The sequence below is a fragment of the Streptococcus oralis genome, assembly GCF_965111685.1.
GTDB lineage: Bacteria > Bacillota > Bacilli > Lactobacillales > Streptococcaceae > Streptococcus > Streptococcus oralis_B.
The window spans coordinates 65,443-89,112 of the sequence record NZ_OZ217340.1; the positions used below are offsets into that span (position 1 = coordinate 65,443).

Annotated in this window: 18 protein-coding genes and 1 pseudogene; 17 read left to right on the forward strand and 2 right to left on the reverse strand. The window is 44.2% G+C overall.

The window, feature by feature from the left end:
* Positions 1–269: 269 nt before the first annotated feature.
* From comA to purB, 15 genes are all read left to right on the forward strand, one after another.
* Complete coding sequence (gene comA / locus ACLV7H_RS00450; RefSeq protein ID WP_411866066.1) at positions 270–2,423, forward strand: peptide cleavage/export ABC transporter ComA; 2,154 nt, start codon at positions 270–272, stop codon at positions 2,421–2,423.
* A 12-nt stretch (positions 2,424–2,435) separates the two neighbouring features.
* Positions 2,436–3,785, forward strand: coding sequence for a competence pheromone export protein ComB (gene comB / locus ACLV7H_RS00455; RefSeq protein ID WP_411866067.1), 1,350 nt, complete (start codon positions 2,436–2,438; stop codon positions 3,783–3,785).
* 167 nt (positions 3,786–3,952) lie between these two features.
* Entirely contained in the window at positions 3,953–4,660 is a 708-nt protein-coding gene (gene purC / locus ACLV7H_RS00460) for a phosphoribosylaminoimidazolesuccinocarboxamide synthase (protein WP_045593802.1), read from the forward strand.
* A gap of 202 nt (positions 4,661–4,862) precedes the next feature.
* Positions 4,863–8,588, forward strand: coding sequence for a phosphoribosylformylglycinamidine synthase (locus tag ACLV7H_RS00465; RefSeq protein WP_411866068.1), 3,726 nt, complete (start codon positions 4,863–4,865; stop codon positions 8,586–8,588).
* Positions 8,589–8,749: 161 nt separating this feature from the next.
* Positions 8,750–10,192 carry an amidophosphoribosyltransferase gene (gene purF, locus ACLV7H_RS00470; protein WP_411866069.1) on the forward strand — a complete coding sequence of 481 codons (1,443 nt, stop codon included), beginning with the start codon at positions 8,750–8,752 and terminating at the stop codon, positions 10,190–10,192.
* 214 nt (positions 10,193–10,406) lie between these two features.
* Positions 10,407–11,429: a phosphoribosylformylglycinamidine cyclo-ligase gene (gene purM / locus ACLV7H_RS00475; protein ID WP_411866070.1), complete on the forward strand. Its 1,023-nt coding sequence runs from the start codon at positions 10,407–10,409 to the stop codon at positions 11,427–11,429.
* The gene (gene purN, locus ACLV7H_RS00480; RefSeq protein WP_411866071.1) at positions 11,426–11,977 is read left to right on the forward strand and encodes a phosphoribosylglycinamide formyltransferase; all 552 of its coding nucleotides are present in this window, start codon (positions 11,426–11,428) and stop codon (positions 11,975–11,977) included. The genes purM and purN overlap by 4 nt, the downstream gene beginning before the upstream one ends.
* Before the next feature lie 54 nt (positions 11,978–12,031).
* On the forward strand, positions 12,032–12,739 hold the full coding sequence (locus ACLV7H_RS00485) for a suppressor of fused domain protein (protein ID WP_411866072.1): 708 nt from the start codon (positions 12,032–12,034) through the stop codon (positions 12,737–12,739).
* Positions 12,740–12,780: 41 nt separating this feature from the next.
* Complete coding sequence (gene purH / locus ACLV7H_RS00490; protein ID WP_411866073.1) at positions 12,781–14,328, forward strand: bifunctional phosphoribosylaminoimidazolecarboxamide formyltransferase/IMP cyclohydrolase; 1,548 nt, start codon at positions 12,781–12,783, stop codon at positions 14,326–14,328.
* 120 nt (positions 14,329–14,448) lie between these two features.
* The gene (gene purD, locus ACLV7H_RS00495; RefSeq protein ID WP_411866074.1) at positions 14,449–15,711 is read left to right on the forward strand and encodes a phosphoribosylamine--glycine ligase; all 1,263 of its coding nucleotides are present in this window, start codon (positions 14,449–14,451) and stop codon (positions 15,709–15,711) included.
* Between the two features lie 386 nt (positions 15,712–16,097).
* Positions 16,098–16,586 carry a 5-(carboxyamino)imidazole ribonucleotide mutase gene (gene purE, locus ACLV7H_RS00500; protein WP_411866075.1) on the forward strand — a complete coding sequence of 163 codons (489 nt, stop codon included), beginning with the start codon at positions 16,098–16,100 and terminating at the stop codon, positions 16,584–16,586.
* Positions 16,573–17,664 carry a 5-(carboxyamino)imidazole ribonucleotide synthase gene (gene purK, locus ACLV7H_RS00505; RefSeq protein ID WP_411866076.1) on the forward strand — a complete coding sequence of 364 codons (1,092 nt, stop codon included), beginning with the start codon at positions 16,573–16,575 and terminating at the stop codon, positions 17,662–17,664. Before purE ends, purK begins: the two co-directional genes overlap by 14 nt.
* Before the next feature lie 25 nt (positions 17,665–17,689).
* A complete protein-coding gene (locus ACLV7H_RS00510; protein ID WP_411866077.1) occupies positions 17,690–18,325 on the forward strand; it encodes a YdcF family protein in 636 nt (211 codons plus the stop codon).
* A gap of 13 nt (positions 18,326–18,338) precedes the next feature.
* Positions 18,339–18,566, forward strand: coding sequence for a phosphoribosylaminoimidazole carboxylase (locus ACLV7H_RS00515; protein ID WP_411866078.1), 228 nt, complete (start codon positions 18,339–18,341; stop codon positions 18,564–18,566).
* 54 nt (positions 18,567–18,620) lie between these two features.
* Entirely contained in the window at positions 18,621–19,919 is a 1,299-nt protein-coding gene (purB, locus tag ACLV7H_RS00520; protein ID WP_411866079.1) for an adenylosuccinate lyase, read from the forward strand.
* Between the two features lie 55 nt (positions 19,920–19,974).
* On the opposite strand, the pseudogene ACLV7H_RS00525 reads toward purB, so the two are convergent.
* Positions 19,975–20,113, reverse strand: a pseudogene (locus tag ACLV7H_RS00525) (LPXTG cell wall anchor domain-containing protein); the annotation flags it as partial.
* A gap of 249 nt (positions 20,114–20,362) precedes the next feature.
* Positions 20,363–21,079: a GntR family transcriptional regulator gene (locus tag ACLV7H_RS00530; protein WP_411866080.1), complete on the reverse strand. Its 717-nt coding sequence runs from the start codon at positions 21,077–21,079 to the stop codon at positions 20,363–20,365.
* Between the two features lie 320 nt (positions 21,080–21,399).
* Between ACLV7H_RS00530 and ACLV7H_RS00535 the strand changes: the two genes are divergently transcribed.
* Entirely contained in the window at positions 21,400–23,187 is a 1,788-nt protein-coding gene (locus tag ACLV7H_RS00535) for a glycoside hydrolase family 35 protein (protein ID WP_045593827.1), read from the forward strand.
* Positions 23,184–23,660 carry a PTS sugar transporter subunit IIB gene (locus ACLV7H_RS00540; protein WP_000156962.1) on the forward strand — a complete coding sequence of 159 codons (477 nt, stop codon included), beginning with the start codon at positions 23,184–23,186 and terminating at the stop codon, positions 23,658–23,660. Before ACLV7H_RS00535 ends, ACLV7H_RS00540 begins: the two co-directional genes overlap by 4 nt.
* Positions 23,661–23,670 lie beyond the last annotated feature (10 nt).

A 23,670-nucleotide genomic window follows, 5' to 3' on the forward strand; every position in this document is an offset into this window, starting at 1 on the left:
TCAGCTAACAATGAGTGAAAGTAGTTATATGGTGCCACCTGTGTTTGCGTTTATCGTTTTATACGCTATTCACAAAAGAAGTGGGGAAGGTAAGAAATCTGTGTAATTGAATATTCTAGGCAGGACTCTTGTTCTGCCTATTTTCTTTGGCAAAAGTGCTGTTCAGGTGAGGATATTGTTTTTTCAGAAATAATTCCCTTCTTTCTTTCTTGTTTGGTTAAAATAATCTTACAAATTTTTAAAGAGATTATTAGAAAAAGGAGAAGGATATGAAATTTAGGAAAAGGCACTATCGTCCTCAGGTGGATCAGATGGATTGTGGCGTGGCTTCCTTGGCCATGGTATTTGGTTACTACGGTAGTTATTACTCCTTGGCTCACTTGCGAGAGTTAGCCAAGACGACTATGGATGGGACGACTGCTTTGGGACTTGTAAAGGTGGCAGAGGAGATTGGGTTTGAGACGCGGGCTATCAAGGCGGATATGACGCTCTTTGATCTGCCAGATTTGACCTTTCCTTTTGTGGCTCATGTGCTCAAGGAAGGGAAATTGCTCCACTACTATGTGGTGATAGGTCAGGATAAAAAGCACATTCATATCGCTGATCCAGATCCTGGTGTCAAGCTGACTAACATTTCCCGTGAGCGATTTGCGCAAGAATGGACAGGGGTCAGTCTCTTTATGGCTCCGTCTCCAGACTATAAACCCCATAAGGAGAAAAAACAAGGACTCTTATCATTTTTACCTATCTTGCTCAAACAGCGTGGCTTGATTGCTAATATCGTTTTGGCAACACTCTTGGTAACCCTGATCAATATCGTAGGCTCCTACTATCTTCAGTCCATCATTGACAGTTACGTACCAGATCAGATGCGCTCGACACTGGGTATTATCTCAATGGGGCTGGTCATTGTCTATATCCTCCAGCAAATTTTGTCTTATGCGCAGGAATACCTCTTACTTGTTCTGGGTCAACGGTTGTCCATCGATGTGATTTTGTCCTACATCAAGCATGTTTTTCACCTGCCGATGTCCTTTTTCGCGACACGCAGGACAGGGGGAATCGTGTCTCGTTTTACAGATGCCAATAGTATCATCGATGCGTTGGCGTCGACCATTCTGTCGATTTTCCTAGATGTGTCGACGATTTTGATTATCTCGCTTGTCCTGTTTTCACAAAATATGACACTCTTTTTCATTAGTCTGCTTGCGCTTCCCATCTATACAGTGATTATTTTTGCCTTTATGAAGCCTTTTGAAAAGATGAATCGGGATACCATGGAAGCCAATGCGGTTCTGTCTTCTTCCATCATCGAGGACATCCACGGTATTGAGACCATTAAGTCTTTGACCAGTGAAAGTTCACGCTATCAAAAGATTGACAAGGAATTTGTGGCTTATCTGAAAAAATCCTTTACCTATAGTCGGGCAGAAAGCCAGCAAAAGGCACTGAAAAAAGTTGCCCAGCTCCTGCTCAATGTTGCCGTTCTCTGGCTAGGAGCCATTCTTGTTATGGATGGGAAAATGAGTTTGGGGCAGTTGATTACCTATAATACCTTGCTTGTTTACTTTACCAATCCTTTGGAAAATATCATCAACCTGCAAACCAAACTTCAGACAGCGCAGGTTGCCAATAATCGCTTAAATGAGGTTTATCTGGTCGCTTCGGAGTTTGAGGAGAAGAAAACAGTCGAAGATTTGAGCATGATGAAGGGAGATATGACCTTTAAGCAGGTTCACTATAAGTATGGCTATGGTCGTGACGTCTTGTCAGATATCAATTTGACCATTCCGCAAGGGTCCAAGATGGCTTTCGTGGGGATTTCTGGGTCAGGTAAGACTACCTTGGCAAAGATGATGGTTAATTTCTACGACCCTAGTCAGGGAGAGATTAGTCTGGGTGGGGTCAATCTCAATCAGATTGACAAAAAGGCCCTGCGCCAGTATATCAACTACCTGCCTCAACAGCCCTATGTCTTTAACGGAACGATTTTGGAGAATCTTCTCCTTGGAGCCAAGGAGGGGACGACTCAGGAAGACATCTTACGGGCGGTTGAGTTGGCCGAGATTCGGGAGGATATTGAGCGCATGCCCCTGAATTACCAGACAGAATTAACTTCGGATGGGGCAGGGATTTCAGGTGGACAACGTCAGAGAATTGCTCTGGCGCGTGCTTTCTTGACAGATGCGCCTGCCTTGATCTTGGACGAGGCGACCAGCAGTCTGGACATTTTGACAGAGAAGCGGATTGTCGATAATCTCATGGCTTTGGACAAGACCTTGATTTTCATTGCCCACCGTTTGACCATTGCTGAGCGGACAGAGAAGGTTGTTGTCTTGGATCAGGGCAAGATTGTCGAAGAAGGCACCCATGCAGACTTACTTGCGCAGGATGGCTTTTACGCCCATTTGGTCAATAGCTAGAAAGAGGAGAGGATGAAACCAGAATTTTTAGAAAGTGCGGAGTTTTATAATCGTCGTTACCATAATTTTTCCAGTCGGGTGATTTTACCTATGTCGCTTCTGCTCGTGTTTCTGTTAGGATTTGCATTTTTTGCAGAGAAGGAGATTAGTTTGTCTACTAGAGCAACTGTCGAACCTAGTCGGATCATTGCTAATATCCAGTCGACTAGCAATCAACGCATTGTGGTCAACTATCTGGAAGAAAACAAATTGGTCAAGCAAGGGGACCTACTCGTTCAGTACCAGCAAGGGGCGGAGGCTGTCCAGGTTGAAGCATACGCCAGTCAATTGGAGATGCTAAAGAATCAAAAAAAGCAGTTGGGGTATTTGCAATCCAGTTTGAAAGAGGGGAGTGATCAATTTCCAGAGGCGGATAAGTTTGGATACCAGGAGATGTTTCGAGACTACCTCAGCCAAGCTAGTAGTCTTAGGAGCAATGTTTCGCAGCAAAATGCTAACATCTCCTCGCAGAATGCAGCAGCAAGTCAGAGTAAGGCCGAGATTGGCAATCTTATCAACCAAACACAGGATAAAATCCGAGATTACAAAACAGCTAAGTCAGCGATTGAAACAGGAAATCAACTGGATAGTCAAAATGCAGCCTACTCTTTTTATCAGACCTATAAAAACCAAGCTGGAGATGAATCGCAAGCTAAATCGCAAGTTATTGCACAGGTGGATGCACAAATCGCTCAGCTAGAGTCTAGTTTAGCTACTTATCGTGTGCAGTATGCGGGATCTGGAGCTCAACAAGCCTACGCAACGGGACTGGATAGTCAACTTGAATCCCTCAAGTCTCAGCACCTAGTCAAAGTCGGTCAGGAATTAACCCTTTTGGATCAGAAAATTTTGGAGGCAGAGTCGGGTAAGAAAGTCCAAGGAGGTCTGCTGGACAAAGGGAAAATTACAGCAAGCGAGGATGGGGTGATTCACCTTAATCCTGAAACCAGTGATTCTACCATGGTTGCAGAGGGGGCCTTGATCGCCCAACTCTACCCAGCCTTGGAACGAGAAGGCAAAACTAAACTCACGGCTTATCTCAGTTCAAAAGATGTTGCAAGGCTCCAGGTCGGTGATTCTGTTCGTTTCACTACAAGCAAAGATGCCAATAAAGAGCTCGTTCTTGTTTCTGCCATTACGAATATTGACGCGACAGCTACCAAGACAGAAAAGGGAAATTTCTTTAAAATAGAGGCGGAGACCAGTCTGACTCCTGAACAGGCAGAAAGTCTTCGCTATGGTTCAGAAGGACGTTTGACACTAATCACAGGGAAGAAAAGCTATTTGCGCTATTATTGGGATCAATTTTTGAACAGAGAATAATGTTCGTTTTTTTTTGAGATAACTGATTGAAAAACTGTAAGACAAAGGTGTCTTGCAGTTTTTCTTTGTGCAACAAGTACTATTTTGCTAATAGTTCGTAAAAATATTGAATTTTTGTTTATTTTGTGGTAGAATGTGCTCAAGTAATACGAAAGGCGAACTTTAAAATGTCAAAAAAACTGATCTATTCGGGAAAAGCCAAGGATATCTATACAACTGAGGATGAAAATCTCATTATTTCAACTTACAAGGACCAGGCAACTGCCTTCAACGGTGTCAAGAAGGAGCAGATTGCGGGTAAAGGAGTGTTAAATAATCAGATTTCATCTTTTATTTTTGAAAAGTTAAATGCAGCTGGTGTAGCAACTCACTTTGTGGAGAAAATTTCAGACACGGAACAGCTCAATAGAAAGGTTGAGATTATTCCCTTGGAAGTTGTGCTCCGCAACTACACGGCTGGTTCCTTTTCAAAACGTTTTGGCGTAGAAGAAGGTATCGCATTTGAGACTCCGATTGTCGAATTTTACTATAAAAATGATGATTTGGATGATCCCTTTATCAATGACGAGCATGTGAAATTCCTTAAAATTGCGGATGACCAGCAGATTGCCTACTTGAAAGAAGAAACCCGTCGTATCAATGAACTCTTGAAAGCCTGGTTTGCTGAGATTGGCCTTAAATTGATTGACTTTAAGCTAGAGTTTGGTTTTGACAAGGATGGCAAGATTATCTTGGCAGACGAATTTTCACCAGATAACTGCCGACTTTGGGACGCTGATGGTAACCACATGGACAAGGATGTTTTCCGTAGAGGTCTAGGAGAACTAACAGATGTTTACGAGATTGTCTGGGAGAAATTGCAGGGTTTGAAATAAGCTGTTAGAAACGGAAAACCTTCGTCTTTCAGATGTAAGGACTCAGGCTGTAAAGGTCCTTCGGACCTTTACGCTCCGTCGGGGGGCTAGGTAAATTAACCGGCGTCTACGAGATTGTCTGGGAAAAGTTGCAAGGTTTAAAATAACACTCTCAAGGTCATTTGTGAACATTGCAAGAGCTGAAATAAAGGAATAAGAATTGATGAATAAACGTATTTTTGTTGAAAAAAAGGCTGATTTTCAGGTCAAGTCAGAGAGTTTGGTGAGAGAGCTCCAGCACAACTTGGGATTGTCAACTTTGAAAAGTATTCGCATTGTGCAAGTTTATGATGTTTTTGATTTGGCAGAGGACTTGTTTGCGCCTGCAGAAAAACATATCTTCTCTGAGCAGGTGACAGACCATGTCTTGGATGAAGCGGCTGTGCAGGCTGATCTTGTCAATTATGCTTTCTTTGCCATTGAAAGTTTGCCAGGACAGTTTGACCAGCGTGCAGCTTCTTCACAGGAAGCCTTGCTTTTGCTGGGAAGTTCGAGTGACGTAACGGTCAACACAGCTCAACTTTACTTGATCAATAAAGATATTGATGCGACTGAGTTGGAAGCTGTCAAGAACTATCTGCTTAATCCAGTGGATTCTCGTTTCAAGGACATCACGACAGGGATTGCCAAGCAGGAATTTTCTGAGTCAGACAAGACTATTCCTAAATTGAATTTCTTTGAAAGCTATACAGCAGAAGACTTTGCCCGCTACAAGGCAGAGCAAGGGATGGCTATGGAAGTGGACGATTTGCTCTTTATCCAAGACTATTTCAAGTCAATCGGGCGCGTGCCGACGGAAACAGAGCTTAAGGTTTTGGACACTTACTGGTCTGACCACTGCCGTCACACGACTTTTGAGACAGAGTTGAAGAACATTGATTTCTCAGCTTCTAAGTTCCAAAAGCAATTGCAGGTGACTTATGACAAGTATATTGCCATGCGTGATGAGTTGGGACGTTCGGAGAAACCACAAACCTTGATGGATATGGCGACTATTTTCGGTCGTTATGAGCGTGCTAATGGTCGTTTGGATGACATGGAAGTGTCTGATGAGATCAATGCCTGCTCGGTTGAAATCGAGGTGGATGTGAATGGTGTCAAAGAACCTTGGCTCCTCATGTTCAAGAACGAAACCCACAACCACCCAACGGAAATTGAACCATTTGGTGGGGCTGCTACTTGTATCGGTGGAGCCATTCGTGACCCGCTGTCAGGCCGTTCCTATGTTTACCAAGCTATGCGTATCTCAGGCGCTGGTGATATTACAACTCCGATTTCGGAAACTCGCGATGGTAAATTGCCACAACAAGTCATTTCGAAAACAGCAGCTCATGGCTATTCTTCATACGGGAATCAGATTGGGCTTGCGACGACCTATGTTCGTGAGTACTTCCACCCAGGCTTTGTAGCTAAACGCATGGAGTTGGGTGCCGTTGTTGGTGCGGCTCCAAAGGGCAATGTTGTCCGTGAAAAACCGGAAGCCGGTGATGTGATTATCTTGCTAGGTGGTAAGACTGGTCGTGATGGTGTCGGTGGTGCGACAGGGTCTTCTAAGGTTCAAACGGTTGAATCTGTGGAGACTGCCGGTGCTGAGGTTCAAAAAGGGAATGCCATCGAAGAGCGCAAGATCCAACGCCTTTTCCGTAATGGCGATGTCACTCGTCTCATCAAGAAATCCAACGACTTTGGTGCTGGTGGTGTCTGTGTAGCCATCGGTGAATTGGCAGACGGTCTTGAAATTGACCTCAACAAGGTTCCTCTTAAATACCAAGGCTTAAATGGTACAGAAATTGCCATCTCTGAATCACAAGAACGGATGGCGGTCGTGGTTCGTCCTGAAGACGTAGATGCCTTCGTTGCAGAATGTAATAAAGAAAATATTGACGCGGTTGTGGTTGCGACAGTGACTGAAAAACCAAATCTAGTCATGCACTGGAATGGGGAAACCATCGTTGACTTGGAACGTCGTTTCCTTGATACAAACGGTGTGCGCGTAGTCGTTGATGCCAAGGTTGTGGACAAGGATGTCAAACTCCCAGAAGAACGCACAACAAGTACTAACACACTTGAAGCAGATACCCTTGCGGTACTATCTGACATCAACCATGCGAGTCAAAAAGGCTTGCAGACCATCTTTGACTGCTCGGTCGGTCGTTCAACGGTCAATCACCCACTTGGTGGTCGCTACCAACTCACACCAACTGAGGCATCTGTGCAGAAATTGCCAGTTCAGCACGGTGTGACTCACACTGCGTCTGTCATGGCGCAAGGATTTAACCCTTATGTGGCAGAATGGTCTCCGTATCATGGCGCTGCTTATGCGGTTATCGAAGCGACTGCTCGTTTGGTGGCTGCTGGTGCCAACTGGTCCAAGGCTCGTTTCTCTTACCAAGAGTATTTTGAGCGGATGGACAAACAAGCTGAGCGTTTTGGTCAGCCAGTAGCAGCTCTTCTAGGTTCTATCGAAGCACAAATCCAACTTGGCTTGCCATCTATCGGTGGTAAGGACTCTATGTCTGGTACCTTTGAAGAATTGACAGTGCCGCCAACCTTGGTTGCCTTTGGGGTGACGACGGCAGATAGCCGTAAGGTGCTCTCTCCAGAGCTTAAGGGTGCTGGTGAAAATATCTACTACATCCCAGGTCAAGCCCTCTCTGCAGAGATTGATTTTGACTTGATTAAGTCTAACTTTGCTCAATTTGAAGCCATCCAAGCTGACCACAAAGTAACATCTGCATCAGCTGTTAAATATGGTGGTATCATTGAAAGTTTGGCACTTGCTACCTTTGGAAATCATATCGGTGCAGAGGTAACCTTGCCTGAACTTGCAAGTTCTTTGACAGCCCAATTAGGCGGATTTGTCTTCACATCTCCTGAAGATATTGTTGGAGTGGAGAAGATTGGACAAACAAGTGCCAACTTTACACTCCTTGTCAACGGTGTGAAGCTAGATGGACACAAGCTTGACAGTGCTTTCCAAGGAAAACTGGAAGAAGTTTACCCAACTGAATTTACCCAAGCAGAAGAACTGGAAGAAGTACCAGCTGTCGCTTCTGACGTAATCATCAAAGCCAAAGAAAAGGTTGAAAAACCCGTGGTTTACATCCCCGTCTTCCCAGGAACCAACTCAGAATATGACTCAGCCAAGGCCTTTGAAAAAGAAGGTGCAGAGGTCAACTTGGTGCCATTTGTGACCTTGAATGAAGAAGCTATTGTCAAGTCAGTTGAAATCATGGTTGACAACATCGGCAAGGCTAACATTCTCTTCTTTGCAGGTGGATTCTCAGCTGCGGATGAGCCAGATGGATCAGCTAAGTTTATTGTCAATATCCTTCTTAATGAAAAAGTGCGTGTAGCGATTGATAGTTTTATCGCTCGTGGTGGCTTGATTATTGGTATCTGTAATGGATTCCAAGCCCTCGTTAAATCAGGTCTTCTTCCATATGGTAACTTCGAGGATGCTAGCAGTACTAGCCCAACCCTTTTCTACAATGATGCCAACCAGCACGTGGCCAAGATGGTGGAAACTCGAATTGCCAATACTAACTCGCCATGGTTGGCTGGAGTGCAAGTGGGCGATATCCACGCCATTCCAGTATCGCACGGTGAAGGGAAGTTTGTCGTAACGGCTGAGGAATTTGCTGAGCTCCGTGATAATGGTCAAATCTTTAGTCAATACGTGGACTTTGAAGGCAAACCAAGTATGGATTCTAAGTACAATCCAAATGGTTCTGTAAATGCCATCGAAGGAATTACCAGCAAGAATGGTCAAATCATCGGTAAAATGGGACACTCAGAACGTTATGAAGACGGTCTCTTCCAAAACATCCCAGGAAATAAAGACCAGCACTTGTTCGCGTCGGCTGTTAAATACTTTACTGGGAAATAAGACTTGCAGATTTTCTAATAGATAGTATCCGTAATGTAAAAGTCATGTAGATTTAGTTCTTGGTGATTGCAAAAGGTTTGTTTTGCGAGTGAAACGAGCTTCTACCGTATCATTCGGCTCTACTGAAGGAATGATGCAAAAATAAAAATTAGGTATAAAAAATGACATACGAAGTAAAATCTCTTAATGAAGAATGTGGTGTTTTCGGTATCTGGGGGCATCCAGATGCTGCTAAATTGACCTATTTTGGTCTCCACAGTCTTCAACACCGTGGTCAAGAGGGGGCGGGAATCCTCTCCAATGATCAGGGGCAATTGAAGCGTCATCGTGATATGGGGCTTTTATCAGAAGTGTTCAGAAATCCAGCTAATTTGGATAAACTGACTGGAGCGAGCGCGATTGGGCATGTTCGTTATGCGACTGCTGGCGAAGCTTCTGTAGATAATATCCAGCCCTTTCTCTTCCGCTTTCACGATATGCAGTTTGGACTTGCTCACAACGGAAACTTGACCAATGCCGAATCGCTCAAGAAAGAATTGGAACAAAGAGGAGCTATTTTCAGTTCAACTTCAGACTCGGAAATCTTGGCTCACCTCATTCGTCGAAGTCACAATCCGAACTTGATGGGCAAAATCAAGGAGGCGCTCAGCCTTGTCAAAGGTGGATTTGCTTATATCCTGCTGTTTGAGGATAAGTTGATTGCTGCGCTTGATCCTAATGGCTTCCGTCCGCTTTCAATCGGGAAAATGGCCAATGGAGCGGTGGTGGTTTCGTCTGAAACCTGTGCCTTTGAAGTCATCGGTGCCGAGTGGATTCGTGATGTAAAACCAGGGGAAATTGTGATTGTGGATGACAACGGCATCCAGTACGATAGCTATACGAATGATACCCAGTTGGCGATTTGTTCTATGGAGTATATCTATTTTGCTCGCCCTGACTCTAACATCCATGGGGTCAATGTCCATACAGCTCGCAAACGTATGGGTGCACAATTAGCGCGTGAATTTAAGCATGAGGCGGATATCGTAGTCGGTGTGCCCAATTCTTCACTCAGCGCAGCCATGGGATTTGCAGAAGAATCTGGTCTGCCAAATGAAATGGGGCTGATCAAAAACCAATACACGCAACGTACCTTTATCCAACCGACTCAAGAATTGCGGGAGCAAGGGGTGCGGATGAAACTGTCTGCTGTTTCGGGTGTTGTCAAAGGCAAACGCGTGGTCATGATTGATGATTCCATTGTTCGTGGGACGACCTCTCGCCGTATCGTTCAGCTTTTGAAAGAAGCGGGCGCGTCTGAGGTTCACGTTGCTATTGGCAGTCCAGCGCTAGCTTATCCATGCTTCTACGGGATTGATATCCAGACGCGTCAGGAGCTGATTGCGGCTAATCATACGGTTGAAGAAACCTGCCAAATCATTGGTGCGGATAGCCTAACCTATCTTTCGATTGATGGCTTGATTGATTCTATCGGCATCGAAACAGATGCGCCGAACGGTGGTCTCTGTGTCGCTTATTTTGATGGAGACTACCCAACTCCTCTCTACGATTATGAGGAAGAATATCGTAGAAGCTTGGGGGATAAGACCAGTTTTTACAAATAGACGGATAAAGACTCTCCATGAAAGGAAAGGAAGAGAAGATGACAAATAAAAATGCTTATGCTCCACGTCTCGCTACTGACTAAAAGCTAAAGCATTTGTCAGTAGACGCTTTGTCTTATGGGACCAAAGCTAGAGCCCTGACTAGTATTTTTAGATAAAATAATTGTTTATCTAAAAATACGTCGCAATCTTCTCAAAGAAAAGGAAAAATAAAATGGCAAATAAAAATGCGTATGCCCAGTCGGGTGTAGATGTTGAAGCGGGTTATGAAGTTGTTGAGCGGATCAAAAAGCACGTGGCTCGTACGGAGCGTGCGGGTGTCATGGGAGCTCTTGGTGGTTTTGGTGGCATGTTTGACCTCTCAAAAACAGGTGTCAAAGAACCGGTCTTGATTTCAGGGACTGACGGTGTCGGAACCAAGCTCATGTTGGCTATCAAGTATGATAAGCATGATACGATTGGGCAGGACTGTGTAGCTATGTGTGTCAATGATATCATCGCTGCAGGTGCGGAGCCCCTCTATTTCCTCGACTATGTGGCGACAGGGAAGAATGAACCAGCTAAACTAGAACAAGTGGTTGCTGGTGTGGCAGAAGGTTGTGTGCAGGCTGGTGCTGCCCTCATCGGTGGTGAAACGGCTGAAATGCCTGGTATGTACGGCGAAGATGACTACGACTTGGCTGGATTTGCGGTCGGCGTGGCAGAAAAATCTCAAATCATCGACGGATCAAAAGTAGCAGAAGGAGATGTTCTTCTCGGACTTGCTTCGAGCGGTATTCACTCAAATGGTTACTCACTCGTTCGCCGTGTCTTTGCCGACTACACAGGCGAAGAAGTCTTGCCTGAGTTGGAAGGCAAAAAGCTGAAAGATGTCCTTTTGGAACCAACTCGTATCTACGTTAAAGCTGTCTTGCCACTCATCAAGGAAGGCTTGGTCAACGGCATCGCGCACATCACTGGTGGTGGATTTATCGAGAATGTCCCTCGCATGTTTGCAGCTGACTTGGCTGCTGAGATTGAGGAAAGCAAGGTTCCAGTCCTTCCGATCTTCAAAGCCCTTGAAAAATACGGTGAAATCAAACACGAAGAAATGTTTGAAATCTTCAATATGGGTGTGGGCATCATGTTGGCAGTTAGCCCTGAAAATGTAGACCGTGTCAAGGAATTACTGGATGAACCAGTCTATGAAATTGGTCGCATCGTCACGAAAGAAAACGAAAGTGTCATCATCAAATGAAAAAAATAGCGGTTTTTGCCTCTGGTAATGGCTCAAACTTTCAGGTGATTGCTGAAGAGTTTCCAGTGGAGTTTGTCTTTTCAGACCATCGTGACGCCTATGTGCTCGAGCGTGCAGACAAGCTTGGTGTTCTATCCTATGCTTTTGAACTCAAGGAATTTGAGAACAAGGCGGACTACGAAGCAGCTCTTGTCGAAATTTTGGAAGAACACCAAATTGACTTGGTTTGTCTCGCAGGATACATGAAAATCGTTGGCCCCACCTTATTGGCGGCTTATGAAGGTCGAATCATCAATATCCATCCAGCCTACTTGCCGGAATTTCCAGGAGCTCATGGGATTGAGGACGCTTGGAAGGCTGGTGTTGACCAATCTGGTGTGACCATTCACTGGGTGGATTCAGGTGTGGATACAGGCAAGGTCATCAAACAAGTCCGTGTGCCACGGCTATCTGATGATACCATCGAAAGCTTTGAAGCTCGCATTCATGAAGTAGAGTACAAGTTGTATCCAGAGGTGCTGGATAGCTTGGGAGTGGAGAGAAGATAAAAACTAAATCAGAGCTGATTTTATGACGGTCCAACAGCAGATAAGGAGGATATTATGGGTTTATTTGATTTTTTTAAGAAGAAATCTTCAGATGAAGAGACACCAATTGAAGATGACGGCAAAATTGTTGTTGAAACTGAAAATACAGATGATAGCACTCCAGGATGGCATGCGATTGATGCAGAGTTTAATCGTTTATATCCGGATCAACCCAATCCACTTCATTATGGGACAGTTATCAAGTATATGTTGGGCGGTCCAGATCCGCTTGATGGCATCAGTGTTTATGATGCGGGAGATTTTTGGCATTTTGTCAGCTATGGTCTGTCAGAGTTATATACAAAAGAAAGCGACGACCCTGAGTACAGTGGTTATGGGATTGAATTAACTTTTAAGTTAAAGAAATCAAATAATGACGAAGAAGAAATCAAAAATGGCTGTGGTTTACTACAGTATGTGGCAAGATATATTTTTCAAACAGGTAAAGTGGTTTTGCCAGAGGAATATATTTATACTAAACAGACAGTAGGGATTGATGCCCAGCAGAACTCTAGTCTGACAGGATTTTTGACTGCTGCTGATGATTTAGCTAATCCTCTTGATACTCCGCATGGAAAAGTGGAATTTGTAACCCTGATTGGTGCGACAGATGCAGAACTGCGAAGTGTGTACGAAAGTGAAGCTAGTAAGCTTGAGGTCAGAAAACTGTTAAAAGAACTTGGAAATCAGCTTACAGACTATGATCGCCAGTCTTTGGTGTAAATGATGGGAAAGCACCTCTTGATACAAAGAAAGGAACAAAAATGACTAAACGCGCCTTAATCAGCGTCTCAGACAAAGCGGGCATTGTTGAATTTGCCCAAGAACTTAAAAAACTTGGTTGGGATATTATCTCGACAGGTGGGACAAAGATTGCCCTTGACAATGCTGGGGTAGAGACTATTGCCATCGACGATGTGACTGGTTTCCCAGAAATGATGGATGGTCGTGTGAAGACTCTCCATCCAAATATCCACGGTGGTCTCCTCGCTCGTCGTGACTTGGATAGCCACTTGGAAGCGGCTAAAGATAATAAGATTGAATTGATTGACCTTGTGGTGGTAAACCTCTATCCTTTCAAGGAAACCATTCTCAAACCAGATGTGACTTACGCTGATGCAGTCGAAAACATCGACATCGGTGGGCCTTCTATGCTTCGTTCAGCAGCGAAGAACCATGCTAGCGTAACCGTTGTGGTAGATCCTGTCGACTACGCTCTCGTTTTGGAGGAATTGGCGGCCACAGGTGAAACGACTTACGCAACTCGACAACGTTTAGCGGCCAAGGTCTTTCGTCACACAGCGGCTTATGACGCCTTGATTGCAGAATACTTCACAGCTCAAGTCGGAGAAAGCAAACCTGAAAAGCTCACTTTAACCTATGACCTCAAGCAACCAATGCGTTATGGGGAAAATCCTCAGCAGGATGCGGACTTCTACCAAAAAGCTTTGCCGACAGACTATTCGATTGCATCAGCGAAACAGCTCAACGGTAAAGAATTGTCCTTCAATAACATTCGTGATGCGGATGCAGCTATCCGTATCATCCGTGATTTCAAAGACCGTCCAACTGTTGTGGCTCTCAAACACATGAACCCATGTGGAATCGGTCAGGCTGACAACATTGAAACAGCTTGGGACTACGCTTATGAATCTGACCCAGTGTCTATCTTTGGTGGAATTGTCGTCCTTAACCGTGAGGTGGATGCTGCGACAGCTGGGAAGATGCACGGTGTCTTCCTTGAAATCATCATCGCACCAAGCTATACGGATGAAGCGCTAGCCATTTTGACCAACAAAAAGAAAAACTTGCGTATCCTTGCCTTGCCATTTGATGCTCAAGATGCTAGCGAAGTGGAAGCAGAATACACTGGTGTGGTCGGTGGACTTCTGGTGCAAAACCAAGACGTGGTCAAAGAAAGCCCAGCTGACTGGCAAGTGGTGACCAAACGCCAGCCAACTAAGATTGAAGCAACCGCCCTCGAGTTCGCTTGGAAGGCTATCAAGTATGTCAAATCAAATGGTATCATCATCACCAACGACCACATGACACTTGGTGTTGGCCCTGGTCAAACCAACCGTGTGGCTTCCGTCCGTATCGCCATTGACCAAGCTAAAAATCGTCTGGACGGTGCTGTTCTTGCTTCGGATGCCTTCTTCCCATTTGCGGATAACGTGGAAGAAATCGCCAAAGCGGGTATCAAGGCCATCATCCAGCCAGGAGGCTCCGTTCGTGACCAAGAATCCATCGAAGCGGCGGATAAATACGGCTTGACTATGGTCTTCACAGGCGTGAGACATTTTAGACATTAAGAACGTAAAGGAAAGAAAACAGTTTCTTTCCTTTTTTGCTTAAAAAAGCTTAACGAAACAAGATTAAAACGAACGTTTATGATATAATGTTAGTAAATAATTCGCAAAAGAGGTTAAGAGATGAAACTGTTAGTTGTCGGCTCGGGTGGTCGTGAACATGCCATTGCTAAGAAGTTGCTTGAGTCAAAAGACGTTGAAAATGTCTTTGTAGCTCCCGGGAATGACGGGATGACTCTGGATGGTCTGGAATTGGTAAATATCTCTATTTCCGAACATTCTAAATTGATTGAGTTTGCAAAAGCCAACAATATTGCTTGGTCCTTCATTGGTCCAGATGACGCCCTTGCGGCTGGGATTGTGGATGAGTTCAATGCAGCTGGTCTCAAAGCCTTTGGTCCGACAAGATTGGCAGCGGAGTTGGAGTGGTCTAAGGATTTTGCTAAGGAAATCATGGTCAAATACGATGTTCCGACAGCAGACTATGGAACCTTCTCAGATTTCGAGGAAGCTAAGGCCTATATCGAAAAGCAGGGGGCACCTATCGTGGTCAAGGCAGACGGTTTGGCGCTTGGGAAAGGTGTCGTCGTTGCTGAAACGGTTGAGCAAGCGGTCGAAGCCGCTCACGAGATGCTTTTGGATAATAAATTCGGTGACTCAGGTGCGCGTGTAGTTATCGAGGAATTCCTCGACGGAGAAGAGTTCTCTCTCTTTACTTTTGTCAATGGAGACAAATTCTACATCATGCCAACAGCTCAGGATCACAAACGTGCCTACGATGGAGATAAGGGTCCTAACACGGGCGGGATGGGTGCATATGCGCCAGTTCCTCACTTGCCAGAAAGTGTGGTTGCCACAGCGGTTGAGACTATTGTCAAGCCAGTCCTTGAGGGTATGATCCAGGAAGGCCGCCCTTATCTGGGAGTTCTTTACGCAGGTCTTATCTTGACAGCTGATGGACCTAAGGTTATCGAGTTTAACGCTCGTTTCGGAGATCCAGAAACTCAAATTATCTTGCCTCGTCTGACCTCCGATTTTGCACAAAATATCACGGATATCCTCGATGGTAAGGATCCGAAGATCACGTGGACGGACAAGGGTGTGACACTTGGTGTAGTTGTCGCATCCAATGGGTACCCGCTAGACTATGAAAAGGGTGTCGAATTGCCAGCTAAGACCGAGGGCGACATCATCACTTACTATGCAGGGGTTAAGTTTGCGGAGAATAGCAGAGCACTGCTATCAAACGGTGGACGTGTCTACATGCTAGTTACCACAGCAGATACCGTTAAAGAAGCCCAAGAAACCATCTACCAAGAACTCTCCCAACAAAAAACAGAAGGCCTCTTTTACCGAACAGATATCGGAAGCAAGGCAATTAAGTAAAGATATAAGAATAACTCGACGAAGTCGCTAAACCCGATAATGGTCGCCTTGGTGAAAAGACCAGAACAGAACTTGTTCTGGTCGGGGGAAACTTTGAGACCTTAGGCTCAAAGTTTAGGAATGAAACCGAAGGTTTGCTTCCGCCCCCACCACCTAAGACCATTATCAAAAAGAAAAATAAAAATTCACAAAATACGTTAATGGTCGTATGGTTTGCGAGCGTTAGCGAGCTAATATAGGATAATCGTCGCAGTAGTGGAACTCCTAGTGGCAGAGCTACTAGGAGCGGAAAACTGGAGACTTAGGCTCCAGTTTTAGTAATGGAACGCCATAGGCGATCGCTTACGTCCGCACTACAATAGACGATTATTAAAAAAGGAGAAGAAATGAAACCAATTATTTCCATCATCATGGGCTCCAAATCCGACTGGGCTACCATGCAAAAAACCGCCGAAGTCCTTGACCGCTTCGGTGTATCCTACGAAAAGAAAGTTGTCTCTGCCCACCGTACTCCAGACCTCATGTTCAGACATGCGGAGGAAGCTCGTAGCCGTGGCATCAAGGTCATCATCGCGGGAGCAGGTGGCGCAGCCCATTTGCCAGGTATGGTCGCAGCGAAAACAACCCTTCCTGTCATCGGGGTACCAGTCAAGTCGCGCGCTCTTAGTGGCGTGGATTCGCTCTACTCTATCGTACAGATGCCGGGTGGCGTGCCTGTTGCGACTATGGCTATCGGAGAAGCTGGAGCGACTAACGCTGCCCTCTTTGCCCTCCGTCTCCTGTCAGTAGAGGATCAGGCTATCGCGACAGCATTGGCAGATTTCGCAGAGGAGCAGGGAAAAATCGCAGAGGAGTCTACCAATGAGCTCATCTAAAACAATCGGAATTATCGGTGGCGGTCAGCTGGGTCAGATGATGGCCATTTCTGCTATCTACATGGGGCACAAGGTCATCGCGCTGGATCCTGCTGCGGATTGCCCGGCCTCCCGTGTGGCGGAAATCATCGTGGCTCCTTATAACGATGTGGATGCCCTTCGTCAGTTAGCTGAGCGTTGCGATGTTCTCACCTATGAGTTTGAAAATGTCGATGCTGACGGTTTGGATGTCGTTATCAAGGATGGACAACTCCCTCAAGGAACGGACTTGCTCCGCATTTCGCAAAACCGAATCTTTGAAAAGGACTTTCTCTCAAACAAGGCACAAGTCACTGTGGCACCCTACAAGGTTGTGACCTCAAGCCAAGACTTGGCAGACATCGACCTATCGAAAAACTATGTCCTCAAGACCGCGACTGGTGGTTACGATGGGCATGGACAAAAGGTTATTCGCTCGGAAGCAGATTTGAAAGAAGCTTATGCACTAGCCGACTCAGCAGACTGTGTCTTGGAAGAATTTGTCAACTTTGACCTTGAGATTTCAGTCATCGTGTCTGGTAATGGCAAGGACGTAACAGTTTTTCCGGTTCAGGAAAATATCCATCGCAACAATATCCTGTCCAAGACCATCGTGCCAGCCCGCATTTCAGAAAGTCTAGCTGAAAAAGCCAAAGCTATGGCTGTGCGAATCGCAGAACAGCTTAATCTGTCTGGAACTCTTTGCGTGGAAATGTTTGCGACAGCTGATGACATCATCGTCAATGAAATCGCCCCACGTCCACACAACTCAGGGCACTACTCTATAGAAGCCTGCGACTTTTCTCAGTTTGATACTCATATCTTAGGCGTTCTCGGAGCACCGTTGCCAGAAATAAAATTACATGCGCCAGCCGTTATGCTCAATGTCCTCGGCCAACACGTTGAGGTCGCTGAAAAATATGTCACAGAAAATCCAAGCGCCCACCTCCACCTGTATGGTAAAATAGAAGCGAAGCACAACCGCAAGATGGGGCATGTGACTTTGTTTAGTGATGTGCCGGATAGTGTGGTTGAGTTTGGTGAGGGGATTGATTTTTGAAAAATCTGTGGAGGAAATGTTATAGATGAAACCGATTATTCCGAAAAGTCCAGAAGTTCCGAAAGAGTTCTCTAATAAAGAAATCTCCTTTTTGACTAAGAGTGTTTTTGGGAAAATAATCGAACCTCAGCCGTGTGATGTTTTATTTGTTTTCAGTGGGACTCACCCAGGCCACTGGGAAAAAGCTATTGAGGCATATCAAAAAGGTTATGTAAGACGAATCATTGTGACTGGTGGCCGAAGTTTGACAGGAACACCTCATCCAGATTGGAATGGACATACAGAGGCAGAGGTTATTATCCAGCATCTGCTGGCTGCAGGCATTCCTGAAGAAGCAATTAAATTTGAAAACTCTTCTAGCAATACTTTAGAAAACGTATTGTTTTCTAAAGAAATTTTTGATTTTAATACTGTTGAGACAGTTATGTTCATTTGCAAAAGCCATGCGACTGGTAGGCAATGGCGGACTTTGGCTCAGCACTTACCAAAGCATCTTCGCTACATCCCATATACCTTCAATGCCTTTTACAAGGATGTTGAGATTAGTCGGGACAGCTGGATGAATACAGACATTGGCAAGTCCAGAGTTTGGGGAGAATATCTGCGGCTTCTCCATTATGGAGAGAAGGGGGATATTTTAAAGTTAGACATTGAGTTGTGATTTAGGAGATTTTATGATTCAAATCATCGTAAACGCTTTTGTGGAAGAAGGAAAAGAAACTGCTGTTGTGGAAGTGTTCTTTGCTAGCAGCGACCAGGAAAAAGTGAAAGTTAAGTATGAAGAGCTAGTTGCACAATTTCCTGAAAACTATTTAGCTATCTATGATGTCCAGTTAGATACGGATTTGAATACACTAAATCATTACCCATCTGTGTGGATTGGGAAAGAAGAATTTGAATAAAGTAATTGCTGGTTGTTAACTGATGTGAAACATCAAAAGAAAGGAAAATTAAACATGATTGATAGATATAGCCGCCCTGAGATGGCGAACATTTGGAGTGAAGAAAATAAATACCGTGCTTGGCTTGAGGTGGAAATCTTGGCTGACGAGGCATGGGCTGAGTTGGGGGAAATCCCTAAGGAAGATGTGGCTTTGATTCGCGAAAAGGCGGACTTTGACATCGATCGTATTTTAGAGATTGAGCAAGAGACTCGCCATGATGTGGTGGCTTTCACGCGTGCGGTTTCTGAGACGCTTGGCGAAGAGCGCAAGTGGGTCCACTATGGTCTGACTTCTACTGACGTGGTAGATACGGCCTACGGTTACCTCTACAAGCAGGCAAATGATATCATTCGTCGTGATCTTGAAAACTTCACCAACATCATCGCTGACAAGGCTAAGGAGCACAAGTTCACTATCATGATGGGTCGTACGCACGGTGTGCATGCTGAGCCTACAACTTTTGGTCTGAAATTGGCGACTTGGTACAGCGAAATGAAGCGCAATATCGAGCGTTTCGAGCATGCGGCTGCTGGTGTGGAAGCTGGTAAGATTTCTGGTGCGGTTGGGAACTTTGCCAACATCCCACCATTTGTAGAGCAATACGTCTGCGACAAATTGGGTATTCGTGCTCAAGAAATCTCTACACAGGTCCTTCCTCGCGACCTTCACGCGGAGTACTTTGCAGTTCTTGCCAGCATCGCAACTTCGATCGAGCGTATGGCAACGGAAATCCGTGGTCTGCAAAAATCTGAGCAACGCGAAGTCGAAGAGTTCTTTGCTAAAGGGCAAAAAGGGTCTTCTGCTATGCCTCACAAACGCAACCCTATCGGTTCAGAAAACATGACTGGTCTGGCGCGTGTTATCCGTGGTCACATGATAACAGCCTATGAAAATGTCGCTCTCTGGCACGAACGTGACATCTCTCACTCGTCAGCTGAGCGGATTATCACACCAGATACGACCATTTTGATTGACTACATGCTCAACCGTTTTGGAAATATCGTCAAGAACTTGACGGTCTTCCCAGAAAACATGATCCGCAACATGAACTCAACTTTTGGTCTTATCTTTAGCCAACGTGCGATGTTGACCTTGATTGAAAAAGGTATGACCCGTGAACAAGCATATGACCTAGTACAACCAAAAACAGCTTATTCTTGGGATAACCAAGTGGACTTTAAACCGCTTCTGGAAGCAGATCCAGAAGTCACTTCACGCCTCACTCAAGAGGAACTTGACGAAATCTTCAACCCTGCATACTACACCAAACGTGTGGATGATATCTTTGAACGTATCGGACTTGGTGATTAATTAAAACAATAAACAGCGAGCTTCAATCTCGCTGTTTATTGTTTATCGAAAAGACTCAGTCTTCTTTTCTTTTAGTGAGTCCGTAGGCTGCTAGTATCGCCATGAGTCCTGCTACGACCAGGCCTGCAGAGTCTTGACTTCCTGTTTTCAGGGAGTTGTTTTTCTTCTGTTTTGCTAGTAGTTGGTTTAGCCTTTTATTTTATTATCTCAGGAGTAAAATGTCAAGTGGGTTTATATAAGAACTATAATAAATAGAGGAAATCATAAGATTTAGGAGAAATTTGCTAATAAGGGATAAAATAGATGAAAAAACAAACGAAATTTCACCTTGTTTTTAGTAAAAATGCTACTAATTAAATAAGAGACCTTCATAGCGTTTTCATGACTTCTTTCTCGTGCTATAATGAATATAGAAAAATCCTGAGCCTAACTCAGGATTTTTCTTAATGACCTCGGTTACATGAGATGAATTTAATTTTGTAGTAGTCTGCTCGCTTATAAGTTTCACTATACGCAAGGACTTGGCCAGTGGCCTCAAGTTTTGTAGTCTTCGTTTGGAAGACAGTTGGGAATTGTGTATCGATTCCGAGTACAGAAGCAGCATGCTCTGGTGTTGGGAATGCGATTTCGTTGATTTCCTCAAAATGTTCATCACTCATGTGAATGCGGTAATCCAATTTGAAACGTGTATAGATAGAGCTATAATAATCAAGATTTGGATAGTTGGCATTGATGTATTGCTCAGGAATATAAGATGTGTGGTAGATGTATGTCACGTCGTTTGTCTGACGAATACGTTCAATCTTATAGTAGAATTGATCTCCATGCAGTCCAAGTTTATCTAAATATTCAAGTTTGTTTCCGCGCTCGATAGAAAGGACAGTAACTTTATCGTCTTTTGTTTCAAAGATTTCGACATCTGAAAACTCAACGAGTTTGTGCTTGCGGGCACGTGAAACGAAAGTACCTTTACCTTGTTGGCGGACAATGTAGCCGTCTTTAGCAAGGTCATTCAAGGCACGAACAACTGTGATTGAACTCACATCGTACATCGCGATCAATTCGGCTTCTGTATAAAATTTATCTCCACTTGCAAATTGACCAGAGATGATTTTGTTTTTTAATTCATCTTTAATATATTGGTATTTAGGAATAGCCATAAATTTCACCTCGATTCTCTTTCTCCAATTTTGATTTTACCACAAATATAGAGAAAAGAGTAGTATTAAGGTCAAAAAATTAGAATAATAGATTAAAAATGTTATTTTACATGTAAAAAAATTCATTTGATGTTCTTGTGAATTATCATACATAAAAAGATCGTTTTCATGCTATTTTTAGATAATTTCGGTAAACGGTAAGTAAAAAATAGCAAAATTTTAAATAATTTTCTAAAACCTATTGACAAATGCAAAATATTTGATTATAGTTAATATTATAATAAATGAAAGCGCAAACTTAATTCGTCAGAGGTAATAACATGACAAGATTTAAAATTGAGGACGATTTCTATTTAGACGAAAAACCGTTCAAGATTTTATCCGGCGCCATTCATTATTTTAGGATTCCAGCAGAGGATTGGTATCATTCGCTCTACAACTTAAAGGCGCTTGGCTTTAATACAGTCGAGACCTATGTGGCTTGGAATTTACACGAACCTGTTGAAGGGGAGTTTGATTTTGAAGGTGCCAAAAATTTGGAGAGATTTCTTCAAATTGCACAAGATCTGGGTCTCTATGCCATTGTACGACCGTCTCCATTTATCTGTGCGGAATGGGAATTTGGTGGCTTGCCGGCTTGGCTCTTGACAAAGGACATGCGAATTCGCTCGTCCGACCCGGCCTACATCGAGGCTGTTGCTCGCTATTATGACCAATTATTGCCAAGGCTTGTGCCTCGCTTGCTGGATAATGGCGGAAACATTCTTATGATGCAAGTCGAAAATGAATATGGCTCTTATGGAGAAGATAAGTCTTATCTACGAGCGATTCGGAAATTGATGGAAGACCGAGGGATTGATTGCCCACTATTTACTTCAGATGGTCCATGGAGGGCTACTCTGAAGGCCGGAACCTTGATCGAAGATGACCTCTTTGTGACAGGGAACTTCGGTTCTAAAGCTCCGTACAACTTTTCACAGATGCAGGAATTCTTTGATGAGTATGGCAAAAAATGGCCCCTCATGTGTATGGAATTCTGGGATGGCTGGTTTAACCGTTGGAAAGAACCGATCATCACACGTGATCCTAAAGAATTGGCAGAAGCTGTTCGAGAGGTATTGGAACAAGGCTCTATCAACCTCTACATGTTCCATGGAGGCACAAACTTTGGTTTCATGAATGGTTGCTCGGCTCGAGGAACTCTAGATTTGCCACAAGTTACATCTTACGATTATGATGCCCTTCTCGATGAAGAAGGAAATCCAACTGCTAAATACCTAGCAGTCAAGAAGATGATGGCAACACACTTCCCAGAGTATCCACAGTTAGAACCACTTTACAAGGAAAGCATGGAATTAGAATCCATTCCACTAGTCGAAAAAGTTTCCTTGTTTGAAACCCTGGATAGCCTGGCAAGTCCAACTGAAAGCCTCTATCCAAAAGCGATGGAAGAACTTGGTCAAAGTTATGGCTACCTTCTTTATCGTACCGAAGCAAGTTGGGATGCAGAAGAGGAACGTCTCCGTATCATCGATGGACGTGACCGAGCTCAACTCTATGTAGATGGTCAATGGATTGCTACTCAATACCAGACAGAAATTGGTGAAGATATCTACTGTCAGGGAAATCGAGAAGGTTTTTCAGAGATTGACATCTTGGTCGAAAATATGGGGCGTGTCAACTACGGACATAAGTTCTTGGCAGATACGCAACGTAAAGGAATTCGTACAGGTGTCTGCAAGGATCTACATTTCTTATTGAATTGGAAACAGTATCCACTGCCACTGGATAATCCTGAGAAGATTGATTTTTCAAAAGGATGGACAGAAGGACAACCAGCCTTTTACGCTTTTGACTTTACTGTTGAAGAGCCGAAGGATACCTACTTAGACTTGTCTGAGTTTGGTAAGGGAGTTGCCTTTGTTAACGGGCGCCACTTGGGGCGTTTCTGGAACGTCGGTCCGACCCTCTCACTTTATATCCCTCATAGCTATTTCAAGGAAGGTGATAATCGCATCATCATCTTTGAAACTGAAGGCGAATATAAAGAAGAGATTCACTTAACTCGTAAACCTACACTAAAACACATAAAGGGGGAAAACTTATGACAATTGTAGGATGCCGTATCGATGGACGTTTGATCCATGGTCAAGTAGCCAATCTTTGGGCTGGAAAACTAAATGTTTCACGCATTATGGTTGTAGACGACGAAGTTGTTAACAACGATATTGAAAAGAGTGGCTTGAAACTTGCGACACCACCAGGTGTGAAACTCAGTATCTTGCCAGTTGAGAAAGCAGCAGCAAATATCCTTGCTGGTAAATACGATAGCCAACGTCTCTTTATTGTTGCACGTAAACCAGACCGTTTCCTTGGTTTGGTCGAAGCAGGTGTTCCGCTTGAAACACTCAACGTCGGTAATATGTCTCAAACACCAGAAACTCGCCCTATCACGCGTTCTATCAACGTGGTAGACAAGGATGTGGAAGATTTCCACAAACTAGCAGAAAAAGGTGTGAAACTCACTGCTCAAATGGTTCCAAATGATCCAGTTTCAGACTTTTTGAGCTTATTAAAATAGGAAAAAATTT